Source organism: Providencia sp., from assembly GCF_052096715.1.
GTDB lineage: Bacteria > Pseudomonadota > Gammaproteobacteria > Enterobacterales > Enterobacteriaceae > Providencia.
On sequence record NZ_JBQDNB010000011.1, the window covers coordinates 90,302 to 103,399 of the forward strand.

A 13,098-nucleotide genomic window follows, 5' to 3' on the forward strand; every position below is an offset into this window, starting at 1 on the left:
AATTTATTCAGTTATGGGAATATATCTCTCACTCTTGCGAGCAGATTATAAATTGGCGTTAGTATTTCAGTCTAAAAATTTTTATTTTGGGAAACGGCTCGAAAAAATGATCATCGGGCACATAATTGAATTGTATAAATCTAAGATTAAATCTAGGAAGGTTTTCGATTAAGGGCAGTCGGCGAATAGGTAAACTGCCGAAATAACTCACGACTTTTTAGTGGTTTTCCACCTAAATACGGTTTCAATGCAACTCGGGTAAAACGTTTTGCAGCTTTCAGGCTATCTGCATCTGGAAACTCACGACTGGCTAATGCTTTAAGCTGCTTACCTGTAAAACTTAATTGGTCGATAACCAAACTACCAATGAAGCCTTTTTCTTCACGATAACGATAAGTCATCGTATCTGATACTGGCTCCCCACTTCCTGCACAATGAAGAAAATCAACCCCATAGCCGAGGTATGACAATAAAGCGAGTTCAAACTGACGTAAAGCCGATTCAGGGGTATTTTCACTTGCTGCCAATACTTGTAAACAAGTCAGATAATCAAAAAATAAAGCGGAGTATGGTGTCCCAAATTCGAGCACACGGGTCGTGAGTTCATTTAGATATAAACCGCTGTAGAGGACTGTACCACTAAGAGGAAGAGCAAGTGATACAGGATCAGCATTAATCAATGTTTTGATTTCACCTTTGCCTCCCCAACGGATTAACAAAGGTGTAAAAGGCTGCAAGCAGCCTCTTAATGGTGAGCGGTTACGTCTAGCGCCTTTGGCAAGTAATCGTATTTTCCCTTCTCCTTCAGTGAAAAAATCAAGCAATAAACTTGTTTCACTAAAGGGTCTAGAATGGAGCACAAATGCACGTTGCCAGCCACTCACCTTGTCACCTACTATTTTAGGTCGTCAACATAACCCAGGCTACGCAATGCTCTTTCATCATCTGCCCAACCTGATTTAACTTTAACCCAAAGCTCAAGGTGCACTTTGTTCTCAAACATTCTTTCCATATCGATACGCGCTTCAGTACCGATAGTTTTCAATTTGCTGCCCTTGTTACCTATGACCATTTTCTTTTGACCTTCACGTTCAACAAGAATTAAGCCATGGATATGGAGAAAGCCTTTTTCCGTCACTTTAAACTGTTCAATTTCGACAGTAACAGAATATGGCAGCTCATCCCCAAGGAAACGCATCAATTTTTCACGAATAATTTCTGAAGCCATAAAACGCTGAGAACGGTCAGTAATATAATCTTCAGGGAAATGATGGGTTGCTTCTGGAATATGTTTTTTAACAATCTTAGCAATTGTATCCACACCAGTGCCTTTTTCTGCACTAATTGGGACCACATCCAAGAAATTCATTTTCTGACTAATCATGCCAATATGAGGTAATAAGATGGTTTTATCTGTAACATTATCAATCTTATTAATTGCCAAAATCACTGGGCAACGTAAGCTCGATAGTTTATTGACAACCATTTCATCATCAGCAGTCCAATTCGTTCCTTCGACTACAAAAATCACCAACTCAACATCACCAATCGAGCTTGATGCTGCGCGGTTCATTAAGCGGTTAATCGCTCTTTTTTCTTCAATATGTAAACCTGGGGTATCTACATAAATAATTTGATAATTATCTTCTGTATCGATCCCCATAATACGGTGGCGAGTCGTTTGCGGCTTTCTAGAGGTAATAGAAATTTTTTGCCCTAATAGCTGATTTAACAGCGTAGACTTACCCACATTTGGTCGCCCAACTATAGCAACAAAGCCACAGTGGGATTGTAATTCACTCATTCAAGCTCCAAAATTTTCAATGCTTGTTCTGCAGCGGCTTGCTCTGCTTTACGTCGACTTGAACCGATACCATTTATCGGTTGGTCAATTCCACTCACTTCGCAGTGGATCGTAAATTCTTGGTCATGGGCCTCACCTTTTACCAGCACAACTAAATAGTTAGGTAATGGTAAATGGCGCCCTTGAAGATATTCTTGTAATCTAGTTTTCGGGTCTTTTTGTTTATCACCCGGACTGATTTCATCTAGTCTGCTTTTATACCAACTTAAAATAATTCTCTCTATTGTTTGAATATCACTATCGAGAAAAATTCCGCCTATTAACGCTTCGACTGTATCAGCAAGAATAGATTCACGACGAAAGCCGCCGCTTTTAAGTTCACCCGGGCCTAAACGTAAACATTCGCCGAGTTCAAATTCACGGGCTATTTCAGCCAATGTGTTTCCGCGTACAAGTGTCGCTCGCATACGGCTCATATCCCCTTCATCCACTTTAGGGAATCGATGATACAAATCGTTCGCGACAACAAAACTTAAAATTGAATCACCTAGAAATTCTAAGCGTTCATTATGTTTGCTACTTGCACTTCTATGTGTCAAAGCTTGGACCAATAAATCATATTGTTGAAATTGATAACCAAGCTTACGTTGCAATCTTTCTAATAAAGAGGGGTTCATGTGCGCCCAACCATTTTTCGTTTGAGAAAAAGCACACGCAACAGACCTGTAATATAAATCATTTTACAAAACTGTTGCGTTTGCACTGACTCCTATACCACTGTTTTTTTATAGACCATAAAGCTAAAACTAAAAATTTTCATTAGTTATAAGGACTTAAAAAGGAAGAGTGAACAATTGAGGAGCCAATAATATTAATTAAATTATATTGTACACTGGGTAAGATAATAATGCTTCGGATAATATGGGTTTTCAAATGAAAACCCATATTAGTATGACTTAATTAAAGTGGTCCAAGACGGCTAAAGCGAATACCCGTTGGCCATTCATTTTCTTGTTTATCTAGGCTTAACCAAATAAACACGGCACGACCAACTAAATTCTGCTCAGGAACAAAGCCCCACATACGGCTATCTGAACTATTGTCTCTATTATCACCCATCATGAAATACTGTTTTTCTGGCACAATCCATTCATTACGCGGCATATTTGGCTGAATATATTTAGCCTCAGTCACCGCTTGGCGAATAATTAAGATTTGATGTTCAACAGTGCCCAACGTTTCACTTCTTTGATACTGACGAAGTGCATTACGTGGTAGTTCTTGATCAACCGGAATTTCAAAATTACCTTTTTGGCTATCAACAACAGAGCTCACATCAAAGAACATTGTCCATTCACTTGGTGCTAAAGGACCATAAGTAATCGGTAATTGTTCTGTGCACTTGTTATCTGCACAATTAGGGTAAATTGTTAGTTCTTTCGCATCAGGGTTATAAACCAATTTATCGCCAGGCAGGCCAATAACACGCTTCACAAAGTCAACATTGGTATCTTTTGGGTATTTAAATACCGCAATATCACCACGTTTTGGCTTACCCGTTGCAATTAGTGTTGTTTGCGTAATTGGATCTTTTAATCCATAAGCAAATTTCTCGACCAACATGAAGTCACCAACCAATAATGTTGGCATCATCGACCCTGAAGGTATTTGAAATGGCTCATAAATAAATGAACGAACAATAAGCACAATCGCCAATACTGGAAAAATAGAAGTTCCCGTTTCAAGCCATGAAGGACGACGAACCGCTTTTTCTAATTCGTCGTTACTCATTGAGCCGCTAGTCATTTCTTGTAGTTTTTTCAGCTTTGCTTTTCGTGCTGGTGCAAACTTAAACTTATCTAAACACCAAATAATCCCAGTGATTAATGTTGCCAGTGTTAAGATCAAGGCAAAAGTGTTAGCCATTGAGACTCCTTGTTAGTGTAGCTGTCTTAGCGACATGCAATTAGTTGTCTTTACCGACGTGCAATATAGCAAGGAACGCTTCTTGTGGTAATTCAACATTACCCACTTGTTTCATGCGTTTCTTACCATCCTTTTGCTTCTGCAACAGTTTTTTCTTACGGCTAACATCACCACCATAACACTTAGCAAGGACGTTTTTACGTAGCTGTTTAACTGTAGAACGAGCAATAATATGGTTACCAATTGTCGCTTGGATCGCAATATCAAATTGCTGACGTGGAATAAGCTCTTTCATTTTTTCAACTAAATCACGACCACGATACTGCGAGTTAGCGCGGTGAGTGATTAACGCTAAGGCGTCAACACGTTCATTATTGATAAGAACATCAACCCTAACCATGTCAGATGGCTCAAAACGTTTAAAAGCATAATCTAAAGATGCATAACCACGAGAAGTTGATTTCAAACGGTCAAAGAAATCAAGAACCACTTCCGACATCGGAATTTCATACGTCAATGATACTTGATTACCATGATAGACCATATTGGTCTGAACACCACGTTTCTCAATACACAGCGTTATAACGTTACCTAAATATTCTTTAGGCATTAGCATATGACATTCTGCAATTGGCTCACGCAATTCTTCAATATTATTCAGCGCTGGCAATTTAGATGGGCTATCAACAAGCACGATATCCCCATTAGTCAGTCGGACTTCATATACCACTGTTGGTGCGGTAGTGATCAAGTCAAGATCATATTCACGCTCTAAACGCTCTTGAATAATCTCCATGTGCAGCAAACCAAGGAAGCCACAACGGAAACCAAAACCAAGTGCAGTTGATGTTTCGGGTTCATAGAACAAAGAAGCATCATTTAAACTAAGTTTCCCTAACGCATCACGAAACGCTTCATAGTCATCAGAGCTGACTGGGAATAGTCCTGCATAAACCTGTGGTTTAACTTTTTTAAACCCTGGCAATGCTTTATCTGCCGGGTTACGCGCACCGGTTAAGGTATCGCCAACAGGTGCACCGGTAATATCTTTAATTGCGCAGACCAACCAGCCTACTTCTCCGCTACTGAGTACTTCACGATCAATTCGTTTTGGCGTAAAAATACCCAGACGCTCGGCGTTGTAGACCTGCCCTGTACTCATTACCTTGATTTTATCGCCTTTCCTCAGTGTGCCGTTTTTAACACGGATAAGTGAAACAACACCTAAGTAGTTATCAAACCAAGAGTCAATAATTAGTGCTTGTAATGGTGCATCTGCATCACCAATTGGTGGTGGGATCTCTTTAACTAGTCGTTCAATAACATCTTGAACGCCAATACCCGTTTTAGCTGAGCAACGAACAGCATCATGAGCATCTAATCCAACAATATCTTCAATTTCATCAGCAACGCGATCAGGGTCAGCGGCAGGCAAATCGATTTTATTTAAGATTGGAACAACTTCCAAATTCATTTCTATTGCAGTGTAACAGTTAGCAAGCGTTTGAGCTTCAACCCCCTGACCTGCATCAACAACCAACAAAGCGCCTTCACAGGCAGCTAATGAACGAGAAACTTCATAAGAGAAGTCTACGTGTCCTGGGGTGTCGATAAAGTTTAATAAGTATGTCTCGCCATCTGCTGCTGTATAATTAAGCGTCACGCTCTGTGCTTTGATGGTGATCCCACGCTCACGTTCTAAATCCATAGAATCTAGAACTTGTGCCGCCATTTCACGGTCAGTTAAACCGCCACAAATCTGAATAATACGATCTGATAAAGTAGACTTGCCATGGTCGATATGAGCAATGATAGAAAAGTTTCTTATGTTATTGATTTTCAAGGTAATATCTTCTTTTAAATTGCCTTACAAAATCAGTTTTGAGCAAATTTTGCCACAAAACTAAAATGCTATGATTATTACAAGATTGCTAATTAGCAGCATTTTACATAGAAGATACGTCTAACACAAAGATTCAATGTAAAACAACTGTAAACCTGCATAAGTATAATGAGTTATTCAATTAATTTAGAACCACCTAAAGCAAAATCGCCTGTTAATAACAGGCGACTCAAATCAAGTTAAATCGAGTACATTTAGCAATTAACTTGGACTGAAAACTCAGTAGGCGGTAAACCTATTTGTAATACTACAGGTTGGAATGCTGTCTCGAAGCGTAAATAACTCGCTATTTTACGAGCAACAAAAAATCCAGAAAATCCACCAAGGACACCGAAAAGAGCAACCCAAACCTGTTCAAAATCGAAAAACTGAGCAAAAGCTGCAAAAATAAATAAACCCAAAAGAGGTGTTAAATAAACCAACATCGCTGAACGCAATAAACTGCCTTCGGGTATACCAACCTCAATTTTTTGGCCTGCAACTAAAGGCTGCTCAATTTCAATCTCTAATTCATGCTCCGTATTTGGCCCTATTTTACTTAGTGCATAAGAGCCGCAAGTCGCACGTGCACCACAGCTTCCACATCCTGATGAAGAACCATAGCGCAATAATGCTCTACCTTTCTGCCAACGGATAACTGTCGCCCATTCTTTTACCATATATTACTCCCGAAACTGAATACTGCTTGCAATTAGCTGTGCTGCTGACAAAGGTAGTTCGCCTATTATCGTTATCACATTTTGCTTCTGAGTCGTAGTGTAAATTGTACGGCGACCATTTTGTAGTGGTTGATCAAGAAGTGAACCTTGATCAGCTTTGGTCACATTGACTGAGAATGTAAATAAGCCATCACTAAACATCGCAGTTTCAACGACATCATTTTCCCCCAGCTTGCGCAAAGAACGTGATGATTCTTCAAATCCAGGTGGAAGCATACCAACCTGCCACTTAAATGATGGGCTGGTATTTTTAGGATAAATTAGTAATGGTGGAAGATTCACCTTACTCAAAGATAGTAATGAATCACTCACCGTTTTGCTATCAAGTACTGTAGATATCACTCGAAATTGTTCTAATGTCTGATTATTACTATCAAGCAAATCAACTCTCAAAGGTAGCTTAGTTTCTTCATCAACTAAAATAACATAATTAAACCGTGAATTATCTTTAGAGATAATACGGATCACTAATGCAGGTTTATCACCGATATGCGTACGCCCTGCATCAATAAAGTTATAATAAGGCTGAATTTTTTCATAGTCTGCAAACAAAACAGAAGGCAAATTATCAACAATATTTTTGCCATTTAAACTAAAAGCGTCAAAACCCGGCTCAAAATAGCTGATTTTATCGCCATTTTGCACAATTTCACGTCGAGAAGAGTCCATTTGGATCATTTGTGAAACAGATACACCGTTAATAATTCCATGGCGATAACGTACAGGTACGATAACTTGCGGACTGAAAGTCATAAAAGACATTTCATAGGATAGGTTCTGGGCAGCACTTCCCATTTCTTTAAAAAGAGTTTCGGCATCCTTTTGAGATGCCGAAGCTTGATTAGAGATAATCAGGCTGCCCGTCAGGCAGATGACGGATAACCATTTATTCATTATTGCAGCTTAGCTCCTGCGGGGGGCGTTGCTTTTTTACTGTCATTAGATTGCTGATTAAGCGTTGAGCGTCTTTCTAGTTCATATTGTTGAAGCATCGCATTAATACGCTGATTTTGCTGTTCAACCTGCTGAATTTGCTGTTCATTTCCAAATAATTGACTATCAGAAATATTTAAGCTCACTGGCGCACCACTCCCGACAGGAATAGTATTAAATACAGGCTCGTCAATCACGGAATCAACTGAGTTACTTTGGTTGTACTGCTGTACACCAACAATAACCGCTAACGATACACAAGCCGCTACGCCAATTTGGGTAATTTGGCTAGCCCAAGGGCGAATTTTATTCCAGAATGGAAAACTACCCCATGTTGCCGGTTCAGGCTGAGACTCAACAACCACCTGAGGATTAATACGCACTGCTTCACTCTCTAATGCTGCCGCAACTTTACTGGCGATATCAAGATGAATGACATCAGAAGTATCATTACGCAGAGTATCACGAATAAGATGATAGCTCTCCCAACGTTGTTTTAACGTTGAATCACATGTAATGGCATTAATAAGTTCTAAATCTAGAGCTTCGCCATCCATCATTGCGGAAAGTTTCTCTCTTTGCATGCTTAATTACCTTCAGTTAATTGCATCACAATTATAGGCCAACCTATTGAATTAATACTCTTGAATCAATGGTTGCACTTTATTATCAATAGCTTCCCTAGCTCTAAAAATTCGAGACCGCACGGTGCCAACAGGGCAATCCATAATTTCTGCGATTTCTTCATAGCTTAGACCATCAAGCTCTCTAAGTGTAATTGCCATCCGTAAATCTTCAGGCAATGACTCAATGGTCCGGAAAACTACCTTTCTTAACTCTTCAGACAACATTAAGTTCTCTGGGTTCGATATTTCTTTTAAAGCACCTGCGCTTTCAAAGTTTTCTGCATCACTCGCCTCTAAATCTGTTGCGGGCGGTCGTCTATCTTGTGCAACTAGATAATTTTTTGCCGTATTGACAGCAATACGATAAAGCCAAGTATAAAAAGCACTGTCACCACGAAATGAACCTATGGCTCGATAAGCCTTAATAAAAGACTCTTGAGCAACATCAGGCACATCAGCCTGTGGTACATAACGAGATACTAAGCTTGCAACTTTATGCTGATATTTAATCACCAGTAAGTTGAAGGCTTGTTGATCGCCTTTTTGTACTTTTTCAACCAATATCTGGTCGGTCAGTTGCTCGCTCATTCTAGGAACAATCTCCCGAACTTAGTCTGATAATTTATTAAGTTGATCATGTTCTTCCTTTCTAAAGCAAGCGTAAACTTTGAGTAGCAGAAACAGACGAAGTTCAATTTAATACAAAAAAATCGTCAAAAATTTACAAAAGTATCCGTTTTGCCCCTTCACCGATCCTAACGATCCCAGTTAATACTTTACATAAAACAGTCATGTAGAATAAATACAGCATACGGGCTTCACCTGATGAATGCTATATCTAAACCCAACAAAATAATGGCTGATTCGTTAATGCAAAACATCCATTCGCCAATGGCATTAGGCAGCCCGATAGGCTAACATAAAAAGTTCAATAAATACTATATGCATGCAAACACAATATGAACGATTCCACACAGCATTACACTGATATATTAATCATTGGCAGTGGTGTAGCAGGACTTTCGGCAGCATTACGGCTCGCACCATTTCATCAAGTCACTATTCTCAGTAAAAGTAACCTCAGTGAAGGCGCATCTTATTATGCTCAAGGCGGTATTGCCGCTGTTTTCGATGACGCTGACAGTATTGAATCTCATGTTAACGACACTCTCATTGCAGGGGCAGGAATTTGCGAAAAAGACGCAGTTGAATTTATTGCTTCGAACGCAAAAAACTGTGTGCAATGGCTAATCGATCAAGGCGTGTTGTTTGATACAGAAATCACTCAAACCGGTGAAACGCAATACCATTTAACGCGAGAAGGTGGTCATAGTCATCGACGTATTTTACATCATGCCGATGCGACAGGAAAAGAAGTCGAAACCACCTTGGTTGATTTAGCATTCGCACATCCAAATATTCATATTAAAGAACGCTATAATGCCGTAGACCTTATTCTTTCAGATGAAACCACCTCATCAGCGCCTTCTCGTATTATAGGTGCTTATGTTTGGAACCGACAAAAAGAACAAGTTGAAACTATTCAAGCAAAAACCATTGTTCTTGCAACAGGTGGAGCCGCTAAGGTTTATCAATACACCACCAACCCAGATATTTCATCAGGAGATGGTATTGCAATGGCATGGCGTGCAGGTTGTCGTGTCGCTAACCTAGAGTTTAATCAATTCCATCCAACGTGCTTATTTCACCCACAAGCACGTAATTTTTTACTAACTGAAGCACTACGTGGTGAAGGCGCTCATTTAAAACGTCCTGATGGTAGCCGCTTTATGCCTGATTATGATGAGCGAAATGAATTAGCTCCACGAGATATTGTCGCTAGAGCAATTGATCATGAAATGAAGCGCTTAGGTGCCGATTGCATGAATCTCGATATTAGTCATAAACCCGAAGATTTCATTAAACATCATTTTCCAACTATTTATGCCAAATTAATGACCCTTGGGTTAGACCTAACTAAAGAGCCAATCCCGATTGTTCCTGCGGCACACTATACCTGTGGCGGCGTTATCGTTGACCAAACTGGCATGACCGATATCCCTAACCTTTATGCTATCGGCGAAGTAAGTTACACCGGTTTACACGGCGCAAATCGTATGGCATCTAATTCATTATTAGAATGCCTCGTTTATGGTTGGTCTGCGGCAGAAAATATTATTAAAACGATCAGTCAGATCGATGAGATCCCTATCCTCCCAGAATGGGATGAAAGCCAAGTTCATAATTCAGATGAACAAGTTGTTATTCAGCATAACTGGCACGAATTAAGGCTATTTATGTGGGATTACATGGGGATTGTCAGAAGTACCAAACGACTTGAACGTGCTCTTCGCCGTATTCATCTGTTACAGCAAGAAATTCATGACTATTATGCAAACTTCCGCATTTCTAATAATTTATTAGAGCTCAGAAATCTTGTTCAAGTTGCTGAATTAATGGTGCGCTGTGCATTAGATCGTAAAGAAAGCCGAGGTCTACACTATACTTTAGATTACCCCGACTTACTTGAACTATCAGGCCCAACCATTCTAACACCTTAATACTCAAAATTTGTCAGCCTACTCTCCGTTCCAGATGTAGGCTTCAATATTTCAAATAAAATGGTCTGATTAACTGTTGAAAATCTTCAGTATAATCATGGCCATTTTCTTCTTTTAACGCTAACGTCGATATCATTGTAACAACCTGTTCACGCTTAAACCCGAGCAATATTCGATGACACGGTGTTTTCGCTTTATCGCTAATATTTATTCGAAAAGCGGTGAACCAACCACTATTTTGCGCCATCGTCTCAACATTTTCGCCAATTTCATAAGGTAATATCAAACAAAAAAGCCCCTGCTTTGCTAAGCATTTTTTTGCACAATTTAATAAAATTTCATGCGTTAATGTGCCAGTGTAGCGAGCTTGATCACGTTTTTCATCGCGGCATAATACTGCTGGCTCAAAATAAGGCGGATTGCTAACAATTAAGTCATATTGATTTCTCGCCTGTTCACTAAATTGTATAATATTTTGATTCACTACCTGCAATCGCGCAGCCCATTTTGACTCAACAAAATTGTCTTGTGCTTGTTGTGCGGCATCAACATCTAGCTCAACCGCATCTACCGTTAAGCTCTCATTTCGTTGAGCTAACATCAGCGCTATCAAGCCACTCCCACTACCAATATCGAGTGCTTTATTTACGCCATCAATAGGTGCCCAAGCCCCTAATAACACACCATCAGTGCCCACTTTCATCGCACAACGATCATGAGCGACAAAAAAATTTTTGAAGGTAAAACCACCTTTACGATATTTCTTTTGCTGGTTACTCATTTAAATACTCTAATTTGCGGTTATTCATCCAACTTATTTAAGTTTAATAAAGTTGAAGTGTAAATTTCACATATTTGCTACAATATTATTCTCATATTATAAGAATAATGTTTGAGGCTGAAAATTTTTACTGCTAAGTTCGAAAAAAAGGAGATGCAATGAATAGTATTAATCGAACCTTAGATATCTTATCTTACATAACAAGTTGCACATCTCCGGTAACTCCACAAGTGATATCAACTGCGCTTGATATTCCTCTATCTACAGTTTATCGATTACTAACTATTCTCATAAATTGGGAATTTATTACTTATGCAAAACAGTATGGAACCTATACCATTGGTGCGCAGAGTATCAAAACTCAAGAAAAATACTATCACCATAGTTTGTTAATGAATGCCTCTCGATCATCCTTACAATCTCTAGCCAAAAAAACACAAGAAACTGCCGCAATTATCACCTCAAATCTAAGCGAAACTATTTGTGTTGATATGATTGAAAGTGAACAAGCACTGCGTTGTTCTTTTATTATTGGCCGTGGTAACACTTTAATTAAAGGCGCAAGTGCAAAAACACTTCTAGCCTTTCGCGATGAACAATACCAAGAGCTTGTTTTTGAAATCTACACTAAGCAGTTGCAACAACCTAAAAATATACAGCACCTCAAACAAAATTTAATGCAAATCCGTCAGCAAGGTTTTGGCACATCAATTAGTGAAATCGATGAAGGCGTTTTCGGTGTTGCAGCGCCCATATTTAAAGGGCAAGAAGTACTAGCAGTTGTTTCTGTTATGGCACCTGAGTTTCGTGCGACCCATAGGCTAAACGAACTTATCTCTGATACATGTCAAACCGCACATGACATCACAAAACTGATTAACTTGGAGTAACTATGACACAACCTTTTCAATGGCAAGGTCGCATAGATGGCGAAGCACAAGCGCATTTACGCATCCATCAAGTAATCAATAAAGTCACGCCAGCCCAATTTGCCCTTGTGGGCTTTGCATCTGATGAAGGCGTAAGGCGTAACAAAGGCCGTCAAGGTGCTAAAGCAGGACCCGATGCTATTCGCCGTCAACTTGCAGGGCTTCCTCTGCACCAAACCTTAGCAATTAGAGATGCAGGCACCATTAGCTGCGATGACGGTGATTTGGAAAGTGCACAACGTCGTCTATCAGATGAACTCATCGCTATTTTAGCCACTAAACAAACTCCTATTGTATTAGGTGGTGGTCATGAAGTCGCATTTGCCAGCTTTCAAGGATTATTTGATTATGTAGAAAAGCATGAGTCTGGTAAATCAATTGGTATCATCAATTTTGATGCCCACTTTGATCTACGTGCAGCATCTGAAGCCACTTCTGGAACACCATTTTTGCAATCAGCAAAACTTTGCGAACAGCATCAGCGCCCTTTTCATTATTTATGTTTAGGTATAGCTGACCACGGTAATACTAAAATTTTATTTGATACCGCGGATAAACTCGGTTGCCAATATATTCGTGACAAGGCATTAACCCATTCGCTATTAGCCAAGGCTATTGAACAAATTAAACAGTTTATAAGCCAAGTCGATTATCTCTATGTCACGGTTGATCTTGATGTTTTCTCCGCTGCGATTGCTCCTGGCGTCAGTGCACCAGCCGCAAGAGGCATTTCAACCGAAATTTTTGACGAGCTATTTTCGATTATTAAAGACAGTAAAAAAATTGCCCTATTAGATATCGCTGAATGTAATCCTGAATTTGATATTGATAATCACACGTCAAAACTAGCAGCTTACATTATTTACCAATTTTTATTTTAAATTCACCAAACCGACTAATAACCAATAACTTTATA

General features: G+C 39.4%; 13 protein-coding genes. 3 read left to right on the plus strand and 10 right to left on the minus strand.

Annotation, left to right across the window (positions count from 1 at the left end):
* Positions 1-152: 152 nt before the first annotated feature.
* From recO to rpoE, 9 genes are all read right to left on the minus strand, one after another.
* Positions 153-884 carry a DNA repair protein RecO gene (recO, locus tag ACTH6U_RS10895; RefSeq protein ID WP_294110540.1) on the minus strand — a complete coding sequence of 244 codons (732 nt, stop codon included), beginning with the start codon at positions 882-884 and terminating at the stop codon, positions 153-155.
* An 11-nt stretch (positions 885-895) separates the two neighbouring features.
* Entirely contained in the window at positions 896-1,804 is a 909-nt protein-coding gene (gene era, locus ACTH6U_RS10900; protein ID WP_294110538.1) for a GTPase Era, read from the minus strand.
* Positions 1,801-2,481: a ribonuclease III gene (gene rnc / locus ACTH6U_RS10905; protein WP_336431042.1), complete on the minus strand. Its 681-nt coding sequence runs from the start codon at positions 2,479-2,481 to the stop codon at positions 1,801-1,803. The genes era and rnc overlap by 4 nt, the downstream gene beginning before the upstream one ends.
* Positions 2,482-2,764: 283 nt before the next feature.
* Positions 2,765-3,730 (minus strand): signal peptidase I, encoded by a 966-nt coding sequence (gene lepB, locus ACTH6U_RS10910; protein ID WP_294110534.1) that lies wholly within the window; start codon positions 3,728-3,730, stop codon positions 2,765-2,767.
* Positions 3,731-3,770: 40 nt separating this feature from the next.
* Positions 3,771-5,567, minus strand: a complete 1,797-nt coding sequence (lepA, locus tag ACTH6U_RS10915) for a translation elongation factor 4 (protein ID WP_441832200.1) — start codon at positions 5,565-5,567, stop codon at positions 3,771-3,773.
* Between the two features lie 260 nt (positions 5,568-5,827).
* The gene (rseC, locus tag ACTH6U_RS10920; RefSeq protein ID WP_441832181.1) at positions 5,828-6,292 is read right to left on the minus strand and encodes a SoxR-reducing system protein RseC; all 465 of its coding nucleotides are present in this window, start codon (positions 6,290-6,292) and stop codon (positions 5,828-5,830) included.
* 3 nt (positions 6,293-6,295) lie between these two features.
* Positions 6,296-7,246 (minus strand): sigma-E factor regulatory protein RseB, encoded by a 951-nt coding sequence (gene rseB / locus ACTH6U_RS10925; protein ID WP_294110528.1) that lies wholly within the window; start codon positions 7,244-7,246, stop codon positions 6,296-6,298.
* Entirely contained in the window at positions 7,246-7,869 is a 624-nt protein-coding gene (gene rseA / locus ACTH6U_RS10930) for an anti-sigma-E factor RseA (RefSeq protein WP_294110526.1), read from the minus strand. Before rseA ends, rseB begins: the two co-directional genes overlap by 1 nt.
* Positions 7,870-7,920: 51 nt before the next feature.
* Complete coding sequence (gene rpoE / locus ACTH6U_RS10935) at positions 7,921-8,499, minus strand: RNA polymerase sigma factor RpoE (protein ID WP_294110524.1); 579 nt, start codon at positions 8,497-8,499, stop codon at positions 7,921-7,923.
* Between the two features lie 371 nt (positions 8,500-8,870).
* Here rpoE and nadB point away from each other — a divergent pair, with 371 nt between their 5' ends.
* Positions 8,871-10,472: an L-aspartate oxidase gene (nadB, locus tag ACTH6U_RS10940; RefSeq protein WP_441832182.1), complete on the plus strand. Its 1,602-nt coding sequence runs from the start codon at positions 8,871-8,873 to the stop codon at positions 10,470-10,472.
* A 43-nt stretch (positions 10,473-10,515) separates the two neighbouring features.
* Here nadB and trmN read toward each other — a convergent pair whose 3' ends face one another.
* Positions 10,516-11,253: a tRNA(1)(Val) (adenine(37)-N(6))-methyltransferase TrmN gene (trmN, locus tag ACTH6U_RS10945; RefSeq protein ID WP_441832183.1), complete on the minus strand. Its 738-nt coding sequence runs from the start codon at positions 11,251-11,253 to the stop codon at positions 10,516-10,518.
* A gap of 158 nt (positions 11,254-11,411) precedes the next feature.
* Here trmN and ACTH6U_RS10950 point away from each other — a divergent pair, with 158 nt between their 5' ends.
* Positions 11,412-12,143 (plus strand): IclR family transcriptional regulator, encoded by a 732-nt coding sequence (locus tag ACTH6U_RS10950; protein ID WP_441832184.1) that lies wholly within the window; start codon positions 11,412-11,414, stop codon positions 12,141-12,143.
* Positions 12,144-12,145: 2 nt separating this feature from the next.
* Positions 12,146-13,063 (plus strand): formimidoylglutamase, encoded by a 918-nt coding sequence (gene hutG, locus ACTH6U_RS10955; protein WP_441832185.1) that lies wholly within the window; start codon positions 12,146-12,148, stop codon positions 13,061-13,063.
* Positions 13,064-13,098: the final 35 nt, after the last annotated feature.